17 protein-coding genes are annotated in these 17,799 nt (G+C 69.8%); 11 read left to right on the top strand and 6 right to left on the bottom strand.

Annotated elements, in window-relative coordinates:
• The first annotated feature begins 8 nt into the window (after positions 1-8).
• From CXQ97_RS10260 to CXQ97_RS10280, 4 genes are all read left to right on the top strand, one after another.
• Positions 9-1,361 (top strand): GAF domain-containing protein, encoded by a 1,353-nt coding sequence (locus CXQ97_RS10260; RefSeq protein WP_104180769.1) that lies wholly within the window; start codon positions 9-11, stop codon positions 1,359-1,361.
• Positions 1,362-1,558: 197 nt separating this feature from the next.
• The gene (locus CXQ97_RS20080; protein WP_219815405.1) at positions 1,559-3,490 is read left to right on the top strand and encodes a M23 family metallopeptidase; all 1,932 of its coding nucleotides are present in this window, start codon (positions 1,559-1,561) and stop codon (positions 3,488-3,490) included.
• A 161-nt stretch (positions 3,491-3,651) separates the two neighbouring features.
• Complete coding sequence (locus CXQ97_RS10275; RefSeq protein ID WP_104180770.1) at positions 3,652-5,175, top strand: aldehyde dehydrogenase family protein; 1,524 nt, start codon at positions 3,652-3,654, stop codon at positions 5,173-5,175.
• Positions 5,176-5,183: 8 nt separating this feature from the next.
• Positions 5,184-5,618: a DUF779 domain-containing protein gene (locus CXQ97_RS10280; protein WP_104180771.1), complete on the top strand. Its 435-nt coding sequence runs from the start codon at positions 5,184-5,186 to the stop codon at positions 5,616-5,618.
• 44 nt (positions 5,619-5,662) lie between these two features.
• Here the strand turns inward: CXQ97_RS10280 and CXQ97_RS10285 are convergent, their stop codons facing one another.
• Both CXQ97_RS10285 and CXQ97_RS10290 read right to left on the bottom strand, forming a co-directional pair.
• On the bottom strand, positions 5,663-5,998 hold the full coding sequence (locus CXQ97_RS10285; protein WP_104180868.1) for a helix-turn-helix transcriptional regulator: 336 nt from the start codon (positions 5,996-5,998) through the stop codon (positions 5,663-5,665).
• A gap of 2 nt (positions 5,999-6,000) precedes the next feature.
• Positions 6,001-6,912: a cation diffusion facilitator family transporter gene (locus CXQ97_RS10290; protein WP_104180772.1), complete on the bottom strand. Its 912-nt coding sequence runs from the start codon at positions 6,910-6,912 to the stop codon at positions 6,001-6,003.
• A gap of 128 nt (positions 6,913-7,040) precedes the next feature.
• Between CXQ97_RS10290 and CXQ97_RS10295 the strand changes: the two genes are divergently transcribed.
• The gene (locus tag CXQ97_RS10295) at positions 7,041-7,784 is read left to right on the top strand and encodes a GAF and ANTAR domain-containing protein (RefSeq protein WP_258062471.1); all 744 of its coding nucleotides are present in this window, start codon (positions 7,041-7,043) and stop codon (positions 7,782-7,784) included.
• Between the two features lie 30 nt (positions 7,785-7,814).
• On the opposite strand, the gene CXQ97_RS10300 is transcribed toward CXQ97_RS10295, so the two are convergent.
• The gene (locus CXQ97_RS10300) at positions 7,815-8,789 is read right to left on the bottom strand and encodes an aldo/keto reductase (protein ID WP_104180773.1); all 975 of its coding nucleotides are present in this window, start codon (positions 8,787-8,789) and stop codon (positions 7,815-7,817) included.
• A gap of 129 nt (positions 8,790-8,918) precedes the next feature.
• Here CXQ97_RS10300 and CXQ97_RS10305 point away from each other — a divergent pair, with 129 nt between their 5' ends.
• Both CXQ97_RS10305 and CXQ97_RS10310 read left to right on the top strand, forming a co-directional pair.
• Positions 8,919-9,572 (top strand): TetR/AcrR family transcriptional regulator, encoded by a 654-nt coding sequence (locus CXQ97_RS10305; protein WP_104180774.1) that lies wholly within the window; start codon positions 8,919-8,921, stop codon positions 9,570-9,572.
• Positions 9,573-9,613: 41 nt separating this feature from the next.
• Positions 9,614-12,187, top strand: coding sequence for an MMPL family transporter (locus CXQ97_RS10310; RefSeq protein ID WP_104180775.1), 2,574 nt, complete (start codon positions 9,614-9,616; stop codon positions 12,185-12,187).
• Between the two features lie 12 nt (positions 12,188-12,199).
• Here CXQ97_RS10310 and CXQ97_RS10315 read toward each other — a convergent pair whose 3' ends face one another.
• Both CXQ97_RS10315 and CXQ97_RS10320 read right to left on the bottom strand, forming a co-directional pair.
• Entirely contained in the window at positions 12,200-12,727 is a 528-nt protein-coding gene (locus CXQ97_RS10315; RefSeq protein ID WP_104180776.1) for an NUDIX domain-containing protein, read from the bottom strand.
• 52 nt (positions 12,728-12,779) lie between these two features.
• Positions 12,780-13,418: a YitT family protein gene (locus CXQ97_RS10320; protein ID WP_104180777.1), complete on the bottom strand. Its 639-nt coding sequence runs from the start codon at positions 13,416-13,418 to the stop codon at positions 12,780-12,782.
• Positions 13,419-13,605: 187 nt separating this feature from the next.
• Here CXQ97_RS10320 and CXQ97_RS10325 point away from each other — a divergent pair, with 187 nt between their 5' ends.
• From CXQ97_RS10325 to CXQ97_RS10340, 4 genes are all read left to right on the top strand, one after another.
• Positions 13,606-14,247, top strand: a complete 642-nt coding sequence (locus CXQ97_RS10325; protein ID WP_104180778.1) for an ABC transporter permease — start codon at positions 13,606-13,608, stop codon at positions 14,245-14,247.
• On the top strand, positions 14,240-15,544 hold the full coding sequence (locus CXQ97_RS10330) for an ATP-binding cassette domain-containing protein (RefSeq protein ID WP_258062472.1): 1,305 nt from the start codon (positions 14,240-14,242) through the stop codon (positions 15,542-15,544). The genes CXQ97_RS10325 and CXQ97_RS10330 overlap by 8 nt, the downstream gene beginning before the upstream one ends.
• Positions 15,545-15,668: 124 nt before the next feature.
• The gene (locus tag CXQ97_RS10335; protein WP_258062489.1) at positions 15,669-16,376 is read left to right on the top strand and encodes an ABC transporter permease; all 708 of its coding nucleotides are present in this window, start codon (positions 15,669-15,671) and stop codon (positions 16,374-16,376) included.
• Complete coding sequence (locus tag CXQ97_RS10340) at positions 16,373-17,386, top strand: glycine betaine ABC transporter substrate-binding protein (protein ID WP_104180779.1); 1,014 nt, start codon at positions 16,373-16,375, stop codon at positions 17,384-17,386. The genes CXQ97_RS10335 and CXQ97_RS10340 overlap by 4 nt, the downstream gene beginning before the upstream one ends.
• On the opposite strand, the gene CXQ97_RS10345 is transcribed toward CXQ97_RS10340, so the two are convergent.
• Positions 17,373-17,609 carry a hypothetical protein gene (locus CXQ97_RS10345; RefSeq protein ID WP_104180780.1) on the bottom strand — a complete coding sequence of 79 codons (237 nt, stop codon included), beginning with the start codon at positions 17,607-17,609 and terminating at the stop codon, positions 17,373-17,375. The genes CXQ97_RS10340 and CXQ97_RS10345 overlap by 14 nt on opposite strands.
• Positions 17,610-17,799: the final 190 nt, after the last annotated feature.

The raw sequence follows: 17,799 nt of genomic DNA on the forward strand, positions 1-17,799 counted from the left end.
GAGTGCCGATGACGTCGTCCCGTTCCATCCCTGTAGCCGAGTTGTCCTCCGTCGCGCTGCAGCGGGAGGCCCTCGCCGCCCATGAAGCCCTGGGTAGCGGTGCGGGCGTCGACGGCAGGCTGCGCGGGATCGTCCGCGACTCCTGGCTCAGGTCCCTGGCATTCCTGCCGAGCCCGTCGACGGCGGGCGCCAGAATGTTCTGTTCCGAGGAGGAACTCGAGGCGTACCGGCAGGGGCACCCCCTTGCGGCGATCATGCCTGTGATCGACCGGCTGCTCGTCCAGCCGAGTCTCGAAGCAGGGATGCTCGTCGCCGTCGGCGACGAGAACGGCAGGCTCCTGTGGGTCGACGGCGATCGCGAACTGCGTCGCCGGGCCGAGGGGATGTTGTTCGTCCCCGGGGCCGACTGGTCGGAGGCGACCGTCGGGACCAGTGCGCCGGGTACGGCCCTGGCCCTCGAGCGCAGCGTGCAGATCGCGGGAGCCGAGCATTTCAGTCCCCAGGTGCATCCGTGGAGCTGCACCGCGGTTCCCCTGCACGACCCGGACTCGGGGACCGTCCTGGGCGTCATCGACATCACGGGGACGGCCGACGCCGTGGGGACCCATACGCTGTCCCTCGTGGAGGCGGCGGTCGCTGCCGCGGAGGCGCAGTTGAGCATCCACCGACTCCAGGGCCGCCTGCCGAGGGCGAAGCGGGCCCGGCCGGCACGCGTACCGGCCGCCCTCTACCGGAACAGCCTGCAGATCCTGGGGACCGACCATGGTGTGGTGCATGCCGGCGGAGCGTCCCTCGAACTCAGCCTCCGCCACGCCGAACTGTTGACCCTCCTGGCCCTGCATCCGGAGGGCCTCACGGCGGACCAGCTCGGCACCATGGCGTACCCCGAGGACGCCTCGGGCACGACGGTCCGGGCGGAGATGCTGCGGCTGCGCAAGGTCCTGGCCGAGCACGGCAAGGCGATCGTGCCGCAGTCCCGGCCGTACCGCCTCCCGGGAGAGCTGGTCGTCGACGCGGTCCAGGTGCTGAACTACCTGCATCGCGGAGCGCACCGCATGGCGCTCGCCATCTACCGGGGCCCGGTCCTGCCGCGCTCGCAGGCCCCGGCCATCACCCGTCTGCGCAGCGAGGTATCCACCCTGCTGCGGGATGCCGTGCTGACCGACGGTGCACCGGAGACGGTCCTGGATTACCTCGCGCTCCCGGAGGCGGAATACGACGTCGAGGCGTGGCAGCTGGCGCTGCGGGTCCTGCCCGGACGTTCACCGCGGCGTGCTGTCGTCGTCGCACATACGGAGTGGCTCGAGGCGGAACTAGGAGTCCCGCCTTCGTTACTCACAGGTTTTCCCAAGTTCCGTTAGCAATTGTGGGCATCAGTCGCAGGGAGGCCCGGGATCGGGCTAACGTTAGGCCCGGTGGCTGGGCACCCGGTGGACTGTCCGTCGGTCGAACGCACTATCCGCACAGCATCTACAAGGGGAATTCCGTGACACAGCCTGTACAGCTCCCGGGTACGGCAAGGGCGCAGAGACGGAGTGGCCGTACCTCCCGCACGAAGATGAACGCCAGCCTGGCGATGGTCGTCTGCTTCGTAGGCTTCCAGGGCATCGTCCCCCAGTCGTGGGAGACCGCAGCCGCCTTGTCCCCGGAAGGGGTGGCCGGCTCCGGCGTGGCTGCGTCGGACGGCATCCGTCCCACGGGTGACGTCGGCTCGTCCCTGCTGCTGCCACGGGGTGGCTCCGACGCACTCGACCCGCTCGATCCCGGGACCGCCGGCGCCAAACCCAAGCCCGCGGTCGATATCACGGCAGGCGAACCGACTGTGGCTGCGGCGGGCTTCTTCGCCCGCCCGCGCGCCGGAGACCTCTTCGCACCCCTCGAAGGGCTCAGTCCGAGCTCCGCCTTCGGTTTCCGCACGAGTCCCATCACAGGTGAGGCCGGCGAGTTCCACACGGGCCAGGACTATTCCGCCCCCTGCGGCACGCCGGTCTACGCGGCCGACGCCGGTACTGTGCGGGCTGTCGGCTGGCACCAGTGGGGTGGCGGCAACCGGGTGGAGGTGGATCACGGCAACGGCCTCATCACGAGCTACAACCACCTCCGCGGCATCACGGTCAGCGAGGGTGACACCGTCAGGGGCGGGGACGCGATAGCGGAAGTCGGGACCACGGGTTCCTCGACCGGTTGCCACCTGCACTTCGAGACCATCCTCAACGGGGAGCATGTCGATCCGCTGCGCTGGAAGCTCATCGCATCCCAGCACCATGCCCGGAAAGGCGAGTTCAAGGATTTCTCTCCCGGGGGCGACGGCGCAGCCGACATCCCGGTCTGGGCGCAGTCCTCCACCCGTTCCGACCAGCCCGCACCGGTGACCGACGCATTGCCTCAAGCCTTCGGTGCCTCGGGAAGCACGGCTGCCGCAGCCCATGACCACGGCCAGGCACCCGCCGTGGCTCCGACCGTGCCGAAGGCTCCGGACACGAGGGCTCCGGAGACGAAGGCTCCGGGTACCAAGGTGCCGGAGACGAAGGTGCCGGATACCAAGGCCCCGGATACCAAGGCCCCGGATACGAAGGCTCCGGGTACCAAGGTGCCGGAGACGAAGGTGCCGGAGACGAAGGTGCCGGATACGAAGGCTCCGGAGACGAAGGTGCCGGAGACGAAGGTGCCGGATACTAAGGTGCCGGAGACGAAGGTGCCGGAGACGAAGGTGCCGGAGACGAAGGTGCCGGAGACGAAGGCTCCGGATACGAAGGCTCCGGATACCAAGGCCCCGGATACCACGGCCCCGGATGCAGAGCCGGGTACGAAGCCGGGGACGACCCCGCCTGCCGGGACGACCCCGCCTGCCGGCACGACCCCGCCTGCGGGAACGACTCCGCCTGCGGGGACGACTCCGCCTGCGACGCCGCCTGCCGGTACGACTCCGCCTGCGGGTACGACTCCGCCTGCGGGAACGACGCCGCCTGCGACCCCGCCTGCTACGCCGCCTGCTACGCCGCCTGCGACACCGCCTGCTACGCCGCCTGCCGGGATGACTCCGCCCGCGACCCCGCCTGCCGGGACGACTCCGCCTGCGACGCCGCCTGCCGGGACGACTTCGCCTGCGACGCCGCCTGCCGGGACGACTCCGCCTGCGACCGATCCTGGTGCAGACGCTGAGCCCGAACTTCCGTGCGATGCCGATCCGTCGACTCCCGAACTCGACGAGCCTGTACCCGGCACCGACCCTGTACCCGGCACCGACCCTGCGCCCGCCACCGAGCCTGCACCCGGCACCGAGCCTGCGCCGGCCGGCGAGCCCGCTCCGGGTACCGATCCCGCAGCTCCCGCCTATCCGGCATGCGACGATGCCGAGACGCCCGAGCCGGGCGCCGATCCCGCGCCGGCACCCGCAGCGGTTCCGGGACAGGGGGATCCCGCCGCGCCCGCTCCCGCTCCCGCACAGCCTGCAGTCGCGGCGGTCGTACCGACCCCCGAGCAGGGTTAGTCGCAGCATTCCTCCGTGGGTCGTCGTGGCGGCCCCGGCGGGGAGGGTCCGGCCAAGGAACGTCCGGCAGGACCATGCAACGTCGATGCAACGTTCGGCCTCCTAGGCTGAACTCCAGGGACGACGACGTCCCGAACACCCGGAGTTCAAGGAGTCGGACAATGACTGTTTATGCCCAGCCTGGCCAGGATGGATCCAAGGTCAGTTTCAAGCCACGGTACGAGAACTGGATCGGCGGCGAGTGGGTTCCCCCCATCAAGGGCCAGTACTTCGAGAACATCTCCCCCGTGACGGGCAAGCCCTTCTGCGAAGTGGCACGCGGCACCGCCGAAGACATCGAGCTGGCCCTCGACGCGGCCCACAAAGCCGCTCCGGCCTGGGGGAAGACCTCCGTCGCGGAGAGGGCCCTCGTGCTGAACCGCATCGCGGACCGCATGGAGCAGAACCTCGAGATGCTCGCGGTCGCGGACACCTGGGACAACGGGAAGCCCATCCGCGAGACCCTCGCTGCCGACCTCCCCCTCGCGATCGACCACTTCCGCTATTTCGCCAGTGCCATCCGCGCGCAGGAGGGCCACCTGTCCCAGCTGGACGAGGACATGACGGCGTACCACTACCACGAGCCCCTCGGCGTCGTCGGGCAGATCATCCCGTGGAACTTCCCGATCCTCATGGCCACGTGGAAGCTCGCCCCGGCGATCGCCGCAGGCAACGCCGTCGTGTTGAAGCCTGCCGAGCAGACGCCGTCGTCGATCCTCGTGCTCATGGAGCTGATCAGCGACATCCTGCCGGCGGGCGTCATCAACGTCGTGAACGGCTTCGGAGTGGAGGCCGGCAAACCGCTGGCCTCGAGCAAGCGCATCCGCAAGATCGCATTCACCGGCGAGACGACCACGGGCCGGCTGATCAGCCAGTACGCGAGCCAGAACCTGATCCCGGTCACCCTCGAACTCGGCGGCAAGAGCCCGAACATCTTCTTCTCGGATGTCGCGGAGAGCAACGACTCGTTCTACGACAAGGCCCTCGAGGGCTTCGCACTCTTCGCGCTGAACCAGGGCGAGGTCTGCACGTGTCCTTCGCGCGCCCTCGTCCAGGGATCCATCTACGATTCGTTCATGTCCGACGCGATCGCCCGGGTCGAGAAGATGGTGCAGGGCAACCCGCTGGACACCGACACGCAGGTGGGAGCCCAGGCCTCGAACGACCAGCTGGAGAAGATCCTCTCCTACATGGACATCGGGCGGCAGGAGGGGGCGAAGATCCTCATCGGCGGCGAGCGGAACATGCTCGACGGCGATTTCGCCGAGGGCTACTACGTGAAGCCCACGGTGTTCGAGGGGACCAACAACATGCGGGTGTTCCAGGAGGAGATCTTCGGTCCGGTGGTGTCGGTCACGCGCTTCGACGACTACGCCGAGGCCCTGGAGATCGCCAACGACACCCTGTACGGGCTCGGCGCCGGCGTATGGTCGAGGAACGGCAACATCGCCTACCGTGCGGGACGCGACATCCAGGCCGGTCGGGTGTGGGTGAACAACTATCACGCGTACCCCGCGGGAGCGGCGTTCGGCGGGTACAAGTCCTCGGGTATCGGCCGCGAGAACCACGCCATGATGCTCGACCACTACCAGCAGACCAAGAACCTGCTGGTCAGCTACTCGGAATCCAAGCTCGGGTTCTTCTAGGAGGCACCATGACCGTCGAAGCCTCGGTGACCATCCCGGGGGAGACCTTCTCCCGGGTGGCTCTCACCGACAGCGCCGTCGAACTGCTGGACAAGCTGTGGCTCATCCACGGGCCGCTGATGTTCCACCAGTCAGGCGGATGCTGCGACGGCTCGTCGCCGATGTGCTATCCGGCAGGCGAGTTCATCACCGCAGAGGCCGACGTGCTGCTCGGCGTCCTCGACATCTCGCGCGGCGCGGAGGGACGCGCCGATGCGGGCGTCCCGGGAGGGGCTGACGGCGACGGCCCGCGGCTCATCGAGTTCTGGATGTCGCGGGAACAGTTCGAGTACTGGCGCCACACGCACCTGACGGTCGACGTGGTGCCGGGGCGGGGGAGCGGCTTCTCGGTGGAGGCGCCGGAGGGGAAGAGATTCCTCATCCGCTCCCGCCTGATGGGCTAGATACGTGACGGAAGGGGCCGGCGCAGTCGCGCCGGCCCCTTCCGTCATGAAGGCTCCACGACCGGATGCCCGGCAGGTCCGAGGTGCGCGGGATCCACCGCGAGGACGATCCCGAGGAGGTCGGTCAGCGCGTGGCCGAGCTTCGGGTCCACGAGCTCGTAGCGCGAGCGCCGGCCCTCGGGCACCGACACCACGAGCCCGCACCCGCGCAGGCAGGAGAGGTGGTTGGACAGGCTCTGGCGGCTGACGCCGAGGCATCCGGCGAGATCGCTGGGATAAGCCGGAGCGTCCCGCAGAGCCACCAGGATCCGCACGCGTGTCGGATCGGACAGGGCGGTGCCCACCCGCTGGAGCACGGAGGTCGAGGTCAGGGTCTGCAGCATCAGTGGCTCAACTCCCTCTCGTGGGGCACGTGGTCCAGCGGTTCGATCTGGAAGGTGCAGTGGTCGATGCTGACGTCGAAGTGACCGGCGACGCATTCCTGGAGCTGGTCGAGGACGACATGCGCCGACCCGTCGCGGTAGCAGTCGTCGTCGACGACGATGTGCGCGGTGAGGACGGGCAGCCCGGTGGCGATCTGCGTGATGTGGAGGTCGTGGACGTCGCGCACCAGCGGCAGGCGCGCGATGTGGGCGCGTACCTCCTCGAGGTCGATCCCCGCGGGGGTGGACTCGAGCAGCACGTCGATCGTCTCACGCAGCAGTTTCAGGGTCCGCGGGATGATCAGGGCGCCGATGAGGAGGGCCACCACGGCGTCGGCGCGCATCCAGCCCGTCAGCGTGATGACGACGGCCGCGACGATCACGGCCACGGACCCGAGGGCGTCGTTGAGCACCTCCAGGAAGGCTGCCCTCAGGTTGAAGCTCGCGGCGCGGTGGCGGGAGAGGAGCGCGAGGGCGGCGAGGTTGCCCGCGAGGCCGATGACGCCGAACACGGCCATCTCCGGGGCAGCGACATCCTCCGGGGTGATCAGGCGGTGCACCCCCTCGACGAGTACGTAGGCCCCGACGGCGAGCAGGAAGGCGGCCTGCAGCAGGGCAGCGATCACCTCCGCCCTGCGGAACCCCCAGGAGCGGCGCGCGGTGGCGGGCCGGACCGAGAGTGTCGCGGCACCGAGCGCCATGGCCAGGCCTGCGGCGTCGGTCAGCACATGGACGGAGTCGAAGAGCAGGGCGAGGCTGCCAGTCCACAGCGCCCCGATGATCTGGAGCACGAAGACGGCGAGCGTGATGGCGAGAGCGCCGGCCAGCGGTCCGCGTCCGGCCGCGCCCGCTGGCGCGTGGTGGGATCCCATGGTCCGATAGTACAGCGGGGCGTGAACCTTAGGTGCTGACGAGGGTCACTGGTATGGTGGCCGTCTCTGACCGACCGGACGGCACATCAGGTCCGGAAGGCCATGCTGCGTAGGGCAGGAAGGCCACCATGGCCACGGAGGACAGGCACGACCTCGACGGCAGCTGGATCGCACCGCAGGACGATATCGCCTTGAGGCTGAGCAAGCTCGCGCGGTCCCTGCAGCGTCAGGACTCCGAGGACGCCGTCCTCGAGCGGCTGGTGCGTACCGCGGTCACGCTGGTACCCGGCGCCGACGAGGCCTCGATCACCCTCGTGACCGGCCGCCACAAGGTGCAGTCCCGGGCGCCATCGGGCAATCTCGCCCGGACCCTCGACGAACTCCAGGAGCGCACGGGACAGGGGCCGTGCATGAGTGCCGTCTACGACGAGCAGACCGTCAGCGTCCCGGACCTGCGGATCGAGCAACGCTGGCCCAGGTTCTCTGCGAAGGCGGCGGAGGCCGGGGCCGGCAGCATGCTCGCCTTCCAGCTGTTCGTCGAGGGGGACAACCTCGGGGCCATGAACCTCGTGGGCCGTTCGGCCCATGCCTTCACCGAGGAGTCCGACTACGTGGGCTCGCTGGTCGCGTCCCATGCCGCCGTCGCGTTCGCCGATGCGCAGAAACTCCACCAGTTCAAGGACGCCGTCGCCACGCGTGACCTGATCGGCCAGGCGAAGGGGATCCTGATGGAGAGGTACGGGGTCACGGCCGGTCAGGCGTTCATCATGCTCGTGCAGGTGTCCACGAAGACGAACGCGAAGCTCCTGGTGGTCGCCGAGGAGCTGGCCACCACGGGCAGCCTTCCGGTACGTGCCCGCGGGAAGGGCTGACCGGACCCGCGCGTCCTCCGGTGGTGCCGGCTACCGGTTCACACCCGACATGTCCTCGTAGCGGTCTCCCCGTGGTGCGGCGACGGCATCCAGCTGCGCGAGCTGCTCCTGCGAGAGCTCGAGGGCGTCCGCCGCCACGTTCTCCTCCAGGTACCGCACCTGCTTGGTGCCGGGGATCGGGGCGATGTCCGTCCCCTGGGCGAGGAGCCATGCGAGCGCGACCTGGCCCGGCGTCGCGCCGAGTTGCCGCGCGACGTCGTCCACCTGCTCGACGATCCGGATGTTGGCCTGGAGGTTCTCCCCCGCGAAACGCGGGTTCCTGCGGCGAAAATCCGACTCGTCGAGCTGGTCGACGGAGCGGATGGTCCCCGTCAGGAAGCCTCGGCCGAGAGGCGAGTAGGGGACGAAGCCGATCCCGAGTTCGCGCACGAGCGGCAGGATCTCCTGTTCCGGGTCCCTGCTCCACAGCGAGTACTCCGTCTGCAGTGCCGTGACCGGGTGGACGGCGTGCGCTCTGCGGATCGTCGCGGGTGCTGCCTCGGACAGGCCGATGTGGCGGATCTTGCCCTCCTGCACGAGCTGCGCCAGGGCGCCCATGGTGTCCTCGACGGGTACCGACGGATCCATCCGGTGCTGGTAGTAGAGGTCGATGTAGTCGGTTCCCAGCCGCTGCAGCGACCCCTCCACCGAGAGGCGCACGTTCTCCGGGCTGCCGTCGAGTCCCATGGCATCGCCTGCCGTGTGGCGGATGGTGCCGAACTTCGTGGCCAGCACGACGTCGTCGCGCCTGTCCCGGAAGGCCCGGCCGAGCAGTTCCTCGTTGGCGTACGGGCCGTACATCTCGGCGGTGTCGAAGAAGGTGACGCCGAGGTCGAGTGCGCGGTGGAGGGTGGCGGTCGAGCCGGCGTCGTCCTTGCCGCTGCCGGTGTAGAACGCCGACATGCCCATGCAGCCGAGGCCGAGCCGGGAGACGTCGAGGCCGGAGCCGAGGGTGATGGTCTTCATGGGAGCCGCCTTTCGTCGGGGGCGTTCGATGCCCCGGCCAGCGTACGCCGCACCGGAGGCTCACGGGCGGGCCCCGCACCTTCGTTGCACGGTGTGCAATATTTCGCCTACTCTGGGACGGTGCTGGAGATGACGGAGAATGCGGAGCCGGTGGGCCGCCGCGAGCAGAACAAGATCGACACGCGGCGCGCCATCGCGGACGCCGCCTTCGACCTCGCGCTGTCCGTGGGGCCCGGCTCGTTCACCGTGGACCAGATCGCGGAGCGGGCGGGTGTCTCGCGCCGCACGTTCTTCAACTACTTCCACAGCGCCGAGGACGCCCTGACGGTCCGCACCGACGGGTTCCTCGAACTGGCCCTCGAGGTCTTCGGCCGGATGCCGCACGACGAACCCCTGTTCGACTCCATCGTCCGGGCCTTCACCGAGACCACGCGGATGGAGGGCCTCTCCCAGCACGGCGCCCTGTTCCGCATGGCGGGCACCAATCCGGACCTCCTGCGGGCGCAGCTGCACTCGTGGGAGCGCGCGGAGGCGCGGATCGTCGTGGGCCTGCGCGGACGGCTCGGTGCTGACGCGTCGGAACTGTATCTCGCGGCCCTGGTCGGCAGCGTGCTGTCGTGCACCAAGGCCGCCATGCGCGACTGGGCGGCGAACACATCCCAGTCCGCCGGCGACTCCGGGCTCCAGCTCGAGGGGCGGATCCTCTCGGCCCTGACCATGCTGCGCGACGGATTCTCCGACCCCGCCGCCGAACCCGACGCCGTGGCGCTACCCGGCGCCTGACCCTCCTCCCTCGACCGCTTCCTTCCCGCTAGGACTCCTCCATGGCCTTTCTGCTCTATCGTCTCGGCTCGTTCGCCTTCCGGCGCCGGTGGTGGGTCGTCTCCGCCTGGCTCGCGATCATGCTCGCCGTCGGTGGTGCCGCCGTCGCCTTCTCCGGCACCCTGACCAACAACTTCACCATCCCGGGCACCGAGTCGCAGCGCATCTCCGACCGGCTGCGGGAGGAACTCCCCGAGGCCGTCGGTGGCACGGGCACCGTGGTCTTCACCACCGACGACGGCGCCGCCTTCTCGGCCCGTCAGCGCGACGGTGTGGAGTCGGCACTCGCCGCGATCACCGGGCTCGACGGCGTACGGGGCGTCGTCGACCCGTTCGACGTCACCGACCAGGTGGCGTCCGGGGCCTCGGAGCTCGAAGCGGGACGCGCCGAACTGGAGGCGAGCGAGCAGCAGCTGAGCGCGGGTGAGCAGCAGCTCGAGCAGGGCCAGGCCCAGCTCGACGCGCAGCGTGCGCAGTTCGACCAGGCCCGTGCGCAGCTCCCGCCGGCACAGGCCGCGGCCACCGAGCAGCAGCTCACGCAGGGCCAGGCGCAGCTCGACGCCAGCCGCACCCAGCTCGAGGCCGGCCGCGAGCAGTTCGAGTCCGGCAGCATCGAGCTCGACCTCGCCGAACGGCAGCTCGACGCCGGCTCCGGCGTGCGCCTGCTCTCCGAGGACGGCACCACCGCGGTCGCCAGCGTCCAGTTCGAGCAGCAGATCAACGGCGTCTCCCCCGAACTGCGCGAGGCCGTGCAGGAGGAAGCCGCAGGCGCCGAAGCGGCAGGCGTGACGGTGGACTACAGCAAGGAGATCGTCGAGGACGTCTCCGGGATCGTCGGCGCCACGGAGGCCATCGGGCTGGCCGTCGCCGCCGTCGTGCTCGTCCTCATGCTCGGCACCCTCATCGCCGCCGGGTTGCCGCTCCTGATGGCCATCATCGGCGTGGGCGTGGGTGTCGGCATCACCTTCGCGCTCTCGGGCCTCGTCGAGATGAACAGCATCTCGCCCGTCCTCGCCCTGATGCTCGGCCTCGCCGTCGGCATCGACTACTCGCTGTTCATCGTGAACCGGCACCGTACCCAACTGCTGCACGGCATGGAGATGCAGGAGTCCATTGCCCGTGCCACCGGCACTGCCGGCAACGCCGTCCTGTTCGCCGGCATCACGGTGATCGTGGCACTGGCCGCGCTCGCAGTGCCCGGACTGCCGTTCCTGACCGTCATGGGCCTGTCCGCCGCCGGCACCGTCGCGGTCTCCGTGCTCGTGGCGCTGACCCTCACGCCGGCCCTGCTCGCCCTGATGGGGCGGCGGATCATCTCCAGGCGTCGCTGGGCGAAGGCCTCCGGCCACAAGCACTCGGCGGCTGCCTCCCTCGACACCGACACGGGTGCCTCCCTGGCGGACGAGCGCGCGGCGAAGGGGGCCGGCTGGGGCGGATTCGTCACCCGGAAGCCCGTCCTCACGGTTCTCGCCGGTGTCGTCCTGCTCGGGATCATCGCCGTCCCGGCCGCGCAGCTGCGCGTCGGACTGCCCGACGGCGGCACCGAGCCCGCCGATTCCACCGCGTTCCAGGCGTACAGCACGATCGGCGAGAAGTTCGGTGCCGGCACCAACGGTCCCCTCATCGTCGTCGGGTCCCTGCCCGAGACGGCGGACGAGGCGGAACGCACGGCGCTGCAGCTCGATGTGAACGACCTGCTGCGCGAGATGCCGGACGTCGCCGCCTCGGTGCCTGCGACCGTGAGCGAGGACGGCCGGACGGCCATCTTCCAGGTCGTCCCCGAGGAGGGACCGGCCAGCGAGACCACCGAGAACCTCGTACGGGACCTCCGCGCGGCCACCGACGACGTCGAGGAACGGACGGGCGTCGCCATCGCCGTCACCGGCCAGACCGCCGCGAACATCGACGTCTCGGCCAAGCTGATGGAGGCGCTGCCGGTCTACCTCGGCATCGTCGTCGGGCTGTCGCTGATCCTGCTGCTGCTCGTGTTCCGCTCCATCCTGGTACCGATCATCGCCACGGCAGGATTCCTGCTGTCGCTGCTGGCGAGCTTCGGGGCGACCGTCGCCATCTACCAGTGGGGATGGCTGGGCGACATCTTCGGGGTCACGAACCCCGGGCCGATCCTGAGCTTCCTGCCGATCATCCTGATCGGCGTGCTGTTCGGCCTCGCGATGGACTACCAGATGTTCCTGGTGTCCGGCATGCGGGAGGCCTATGTCCACGGCGACGATCCGAAGGCAGCGGTGCGGATCGGCTTCAGCCACGGCGCGCGCGTGGTCACGGCCGCGGCGATCATCATGGTGTCGGTCTTCGCGGGCTTCGTCTTCTCGCACCTGGCCATGGTGCGCCCCATCGGGTTCGGGCTCGCGTTCGGTGTGCTGCTCGATGCCTTCGTGGTGCGCATGACGCTGGTCCCGGCGGCGATGTACCTGCTGGGGCGCCACGCCTGGTGGCTGCCCGCCTGGCTCGGGCGCATCCTCCCGGACGTCGACGTCGAGGGCGCTAAGCTCCAGCGGAACGAACGCGACGAGCGCGACGAGGAGGAGAAGGAACCGGTTCCGGTCCCGGTGTGAGGCCCCCCGGACTCAGTGCAGCAGGTGCGCGCAGCTGAAGTGGTGGTTGCTCCCCGCGGCCCGGGCCCGGGACAGCGGGACGAAGGAGCACCGGAAGAGGAGCCCGGCGTCCGAGCCGGGATCGGGGTGCCCGGCGCCTCCCGTGACGGTATGGTCCCAGGAGGTTCGCCGATCGTCGATCTCCGCGGAGAAGAAGACGGTGACGGTGCCCGGACCTGACGGCGCGGGCACATGGGCCACGCCGACCGCCACCAGGGGGTCGGCGAGGAGGAGCCCCGTCTCCTCGAGGACCTCCCGCCGCGCGGCGGCATCGAGCGTCTCGCCGGCCTCGACGCCGCCGCCGGGGACCTGGGTCCCGGCCTCGGGGTGGTGGACGTGGTCGACGACGAGGACCTCGCGCCCGGTGCCCTGTCCCCGCAGCACGTACGCCGCCGCCCGGACGCGGAGCGGCGGTACCGCCGGATCGGGTCCCGGACCACCGGGTGGTATCGCTCCGTCCGGCGCCCCACCCGCCGCTCGTTCCAGTGCTGCGTCGTCCATCGCCTCACCGTAGCTGCTCCCGGTGCCCCTCGGGCCGCCCGGGGGCCTGCGCTCATGCGCCGAAGTAGCGCCCCGGCCGGTGGTTGAGGGCCAGGACGAGATTCAGCAGCACGGCCCCGACGGCGGACAGCAGGACGCTCGCGGGTGCGACGACGGCGAAGGCGGCGAGGACGACCGTCGTGTCGAGCACCATCTGCACGTAGCCGGCACGCCAGCCGAGGCGCTCCTGCAGGATGAGCGCGAGGATGTTGAACCCGCCGAGGCTCGCCTTGTGCCGGAACAGGATCAGCAGTCCGACGCCGGCCAGCAGGTTCCCGCCGAGCACTGCGTAGAGGGGGTCGAGGGTGAGGTTCCCGACCGCCAGCGGGTGGATGTTCGACAGTCCCGAGACGAGCGCGACGGCCGTGATGGTGCGCAGCGTGAAATCCCAGCCCTTCTTCCAGACCGCCAGGGCGAAGAAGGGTACGTTCACCGCGAAGAACAGGACGCCGAAGGGGAGGCCGCCCACATAGCCCAGGAGCAGGGCGAGGCCGGCCGTCCCACCGGTGACGGCGCCACTCGTCTTCAGCAGGAACAGGCCGAGGGACACCGTGAAGGTGCCCGTGACGATCCCCAGGACGTCCTCCAGGGCTGAATGCCGGACGATCCCGTCCTCGGCGTCGAAGTCCGGGCTGGGCGCTGAGGTGTGCATGGCCGCAAGCTACCACCGGCCCACCCGGCCCGATGCACGGAGACGGGCCCTTGTGGGGGAAAGCACAGTTGCCCGCTCGTCCCGATCCTCCGGTACGGTTGAACCATCAGCCTGCTTAGGGTCGCGATCGGCGCGCCCTGGACGGCACTACAGGGGGTGCGGCGCCGCCGCAACGGGGAGGTGGACGATGGTCGAATACGTGGGCAGCAGGTTCGATCAGATCCTGTATGCGAGCTGGCAGCACTTCTCCCTCGTGGTCCAGTGCCTCCTCATCGCGACCGTCCTCGCCGTCGTCGTCGCGGCGCTCGTATACCGCAGCCCCGCCCTCACCTCCCTGGCGAACAGCGTCTCCGCGATCGGCCTGACCATCCCGTCCTTCGCCCTCATCGGCCTCCTGATCGCGCCGTTCGGCTTCGGCGTCGTACCGGCCGTCATCGTGGTGGTGTTCTTCGCCGTCCTGCCGATCCTGCGCAATGCCGTCGTCGGTCTGACGAACGTCGACCGCTCCATCATCGAGTCCGCACGCGGGGTCGGGCTGAGCCGGTTCCAGACCTTCCGCCGGATCGAACTCCCCATCGCCTGGCCCGTCATCCTGGCGGGCGTGCGCGTCTCGGCGCAGATGGTCATGGGCATCGCAGCGATCACCGCGTACGTCCTCGGGCCGGGCCTCGGCGGGTTCATCTTCACCGGGCTCGCACGGCTCGGTGGGGCGAACGCCCTCGAATCGGTCGCCACCGGCATCATCGCCGTCATCATCCTGGCCCTGCTGCTCGATCTCCTTCTGGTCGGCCTCGGCCGGCTCACAATCCCGCGAGGTATCCGTGTCTGAGAACATCCCCGCCGCTCCTGCGGCACCAGCGAGCACGGGCCCGACGGGCGAGGTCACCGGCGCCAGCATCCTGCTGGACAAGGTCAGCAAGCGGTATCCCGGGCAGGCGAAGGCCGCGGTCGACGGCCTCACCATGGAGATCCCTGCCGGCAAGATCGTCATGCTGGTCGGCCCGTCGGGCTGCGGCAAGACGACGACCCTGAAGATGATCAACCGCCTCATCGAGCCTACCGAGGGCCGGATCGTGCTCGACGGCGACGACGTCACGGGCATCAACGGCGACACCCTGAGGCGGCGGATCGGGTACGTCATCCAGGCCGGTGGCCTGTTCCCCCACATGACCGTCGCGACCAACATCGCGATCGTCCCGAAGCTGCTCGGCTGGAGCAAGGAACGCGTCGCCGCGCGCGTCGACGAACTCCTGGAGCTGGTCTCGCTGGACCCGGCACAGTACCGCGACAGGTTCCCCCGGGAGCTCTCCGGCGGGCAGCAGCAGCGCGTCGGTGTCGCCCGTGCGCTGGCGGCCGATCCACCCGTGCTCCTCATGGACGAGCCGTTCGGTGCCGTCGACCCGATCACCCGTGTGCGCCTCCAGGACGAGCTCATCAGCATCCAGAAGGAGCTGCAGAAGACGATCGTCTGCGTCACCCACGACTTCGACGAAGCGGTGAAGCTCGGGGACTGGATCGCGATCTTCACCGAAGGGGCGCAGCTCGTGCAGTACGACACGCCCGAACGGATCCTCGCCGAGCCCGCCAACGAGTTCGTGGAGAACTTCATCGGTGCCGGAGCCGGCCTCAAGCAGCTGACCCTGACGCGCGTCAACGAGGTCACCCTGCAATCCGCCGTCACGGCTTCGCCGGGCGATCTCGCGTCCGACGTCCTCTCGCGCCTGGACGAGGCGGGCGACGACCACGCCGTCATCATCGACGACCGCAACCGGCCGCTGCAGTGGCTGTCGCGGCGGCAGCTTGCCCGGCTCGAGCGCATCGCGGGCGACACCGATCCGCGCCTGCCCGTCATCGGCGAGCGCGCCACCCTGAACGACGCACTCGACATCATGCTCGTGTCGAGTGTCGGGGCGGCGCTCGTCACCGGCGGTCGTGACAGCTTCCGCGGCGTCGTCGACGTCGAGACGATCATGGTGGCGATGAGCGAGGCGCATGCCCGTGCCCGCACCTCCCACGCCGAAGGCAGGCCGGTAGGGATCAACACCGGTGCGATGACCGCGCTCGATCGGGCCGACGGCGGCTCCGCGCCGCTCCGGTCCGCGACCACGGGTGCCGACGGTGAGTGAGGCCTCGGGTACCGCAGCCGCCGGGGGCGCCCCGCAGGGCGCCGCACCGTCGGCCGGGACACCCACCGTCCCGCGCGGTGCGGTGGACCCGCTGACCGCCAGCACCGGCCGGGGCTGGCGCCCTCTGCTGCTGCAGCTCGCAGGCATCCTCGTCGCCGGCGCACTGCTGGCAGCATGGCTCATCACGGCCGAACTGACCGAGACGGAACAGATCACGCTCAATCCGGCGTCCCTCCTGGGCTACGCGGGTGAACATCTGGCGCTGACGCTGTTGTCGGCGGTGATCGTGCTCGTCATCGCGGTGCCGCTCGGCATCGTCCTTACGCGGGCGCCTTTCCGCAGGCTGGCCGGGCCCGTCCTCGCCGTCGTGAACATCGGCCAGTCGGCGCCCGCGATCGGGCTCGTCGTCCTGCTCGCCGCATGGCTCGGCTTCGGCTTCCGGGCGGCCGTGACGGCGCTCGTGCTCTACGCCCTCCTGCCGGTCCTCCGGAACACCATGGTGGGCATCGGACAGGTGGACGGCCGGCTCGTCGAGGCCGGCCGGGGGATGGGCATGAGCGCCGCCGCGGTGCTCTTCCGGGTCGAGCTGCCCCTCGCGGTCCCCATCATGCTCGCGGGGATCCGGACCGCGCTGGTGCTGCTCGTCGGCACCGCCGCGCTCTCCACCTTCATCAACGGGGGCGGGCTCGGAATCCTCATCACCACGGGCGTGAACCTGAACCTGTCCCGCGTGCTCATCGCCGGCGCAGTGATCGTCGCGCTCCTGGCCCTGCTCGTGGACTGGGTGGGGCGCGTCGTCGAACTCCTGGCCCGGCCGAAGGGACTCGCATGAGCCGCTCCAGCAGTCCTCGGGTCCGCGGGCCGCGCCGTCCCGCCGCGCTGGCCGGCGCCGCCGTCGTGGGTCTCCTCCTCGCGGGGTGCGGGCTGCAGCCCGCCACGTCGTACGTCCCCGCCTCCGGTCCGGGAACCATCCGGCCGATCGAGGGGGTCGAGGGCGCTCCGCTGACCGTGACGTCCAAGAACTTCACGGAGCAGCTGATCCTGGGGAAGATCTCCGTCCTGGCCGCCCAGGCGGCCGGATTCGACGTGACGGACCTGACCAACGCGCCCGGTTCGCAACCCGCCCGTGACCTCATCCTCTCGGGCGAGGCGGATGTGACGTGGGAGTACACCGGCACGGCCTGGCTCGCCTTCCTGGGCGAGGAGGCCGGGATCGCGGACCAGCGTGAACAGTGGACGGCGGTCCGGGACGCGGATGTGGCCAACGGCCTCGTCTGGGGTGAGCCCGCACCGCTGAACAACACCTACGCCATGGCTGTCCGGACCGAGGCGATCCCGGAGCTCGACGGGATCACCACCATGTCGGGCCTGGCGCAGCTGCCGCCGGAGCAGAGGACGTTCTGCGTCGAGGCCGAGTTCAACTCACGTGCCGACGGGATGACCCCCATGCTGGAGCACTACGGGCTGGAACGCGGTGCCGCGACAGGCGTCCCCGACGAGAACATCGGCATCTACGACACGGGCGCCATCTACGGTGCGGCGGACACCGGCGCCTGCAACTTCGGCGAGGTGTTCGCGACGGACGGGCGGATCGACGCCCTGGACCTGACTATCCTCGAGGACGACCTCGGATTCTTCCCCGCGTACAACGCCGCTCCCGTCTATTTCGGAGAGACGCTCGAGGAGTTCCCGGAACTCCAGGAGGTGTTCGCCGCGATCGCCCCGTCACTCACCGACGAGGCCCTGCGCACCATGAACCTGCGCGTCGACGTGGAGGGCGAGGAGCCCGCCGACGTCGCCTTCGACTTCATGGTGGACAACGGCTTCATCACGAGGCCCTAGTCGGGATGTGCCGGGGCGCCGGCACGGAGGCGAGCCAGGCACGGGCCTCCCCGGTGTCCACGAAGTAGCGGGTCCGGCTGCGGGACTGCGTGATGAAGGCGGCGAGGACCCGATCGACGGGGTCGTGCCCCGTCAGCGCGATGGGTCCTCGATGGCGGTAGGCGATGAGCAGGTGCCGCGCCGGCGGGGTGATGTGCCGGATCAGGTGGAGATGGACGAGCATCGGCGCGCGGTGCCAGTCGGGGAAATGCGTGATCGTGTTCGCGAGGACGTCGAGTTCGGCCGGGCCGACCGCGATGCCCGGCCGCCAGAGGACCTCCAGGATGCCCGCGTCATGGAGGATGGTGAAGTCGTGCTGGATCGTGGACCCGTCCAGTGTGTCCCCCTTCGTCGGACCTGCCCGGATGTCTGCA

This window comes from Arthrobacter sp. B0490 (genome assembly GCF_002929355.1).
Lineage (GTDB): Bacteria > Actinomycetota > Actinomycetes > Actinomycetales > Micrococcaceae > Arthrobacter_D.

Coding starts and splice junctions, on each gene's coding strand:
- CXQ97_RS10260 (WP_104180769.1), top strand. CDS start 9: ATGACGTCGTCCCGTTCCATCCCTGTAGCCGAGTTGTCCTCCGTCGCG.
- CXQ97_RS20080 (WP_219815405.1), top strand. CDS start 1,559: ATGAACGCCAGCCTGGCGATGGTCGTCTGCTTCGTAGGCTTCCAGGGC.
- CXQ97_RS10275 (WP_104180770.1), top strand. CDS start 3,652: ATGACTGTTTATGCCCAGCCTGGCCAGGATGGATCCAAGGTCAGTTTC.
- CXQ97_RS10280 (WP_104180771.1), top strand. CDS start 5,184: ATGACCGTCGAAGCCTCGGTGACCATCCCGGGGGAGACCTTCTCCCGG.
- CXQ97_RS10290 (WP_104180772.1), bottom strand. CDS start 6,912: ATGGGATCCCACCACGCGCCAGCGGGCGCGGCCGGACGCGGACCGCTG.
- CXQ97_RS10295 (WP_258062471.1), top strand. CDS start 7,041: ATGGCCACGGAGGACAGGCACGACCTCGACGGCAGCTGGATCGCACCG.
- CXQ97_RS10300 (WP_104180773.1), bottom strand. CDS start 8,789: ATGAAGACCATCACCCTCGGCTCCGGCCTCGACGTCTCCCGGCTCGGC.
- CXQ97_RS10305 (WP_104180774.1), top strand. CDS start 8,919: ATGACGGAGAATGCGGAGCCGGTGGGCCGCCGCGAGCAGAACAAGATC.
- CXQ97_RS10310 (WP_104180775.1), top strand. CDS start 9,614: ATGGCCTTTCTGCTCTATCGTCTCGGCTCGTTCGCCTTCCGGCGCCGG.
- CXQ97_RS10315 (WP_104180776.1), bottom strand. CDS start 12,727: ATGGACGACGCAGCACTGGAACGAGCGGCGGGTGGGGCGCCGGACGGA.
- CXQ97_RS10320 (WP_104180777.1), bottom strand. CDS start 13,418: ATGCACACCTCAGCGCCCAGCCCGGACTTCGACGCCGAGGACGGGATC.
- CXQ97_RS10325 (WP_104180778.1), top strand. CDS start 13,606: ATGGTCGAATACGTGGGCAGCAGGTTCGATCAGATCCTGTATGCGAGC.
- CXQ97_RS10340 (WP_104180779.1), top strand. CDS start 16,373: ATGAGCCGCTCCAGCAGTCCTCGGGTCCGCGGGCCGCGCCGTCCCGCC.
- CXQ97_RS10345 (WP_104180780.1), bottom strand. CDS start 17,609: ATGCTCGTCCATCTCCACCTGATCCGGCACATCACCCCGCCGGCGCGG.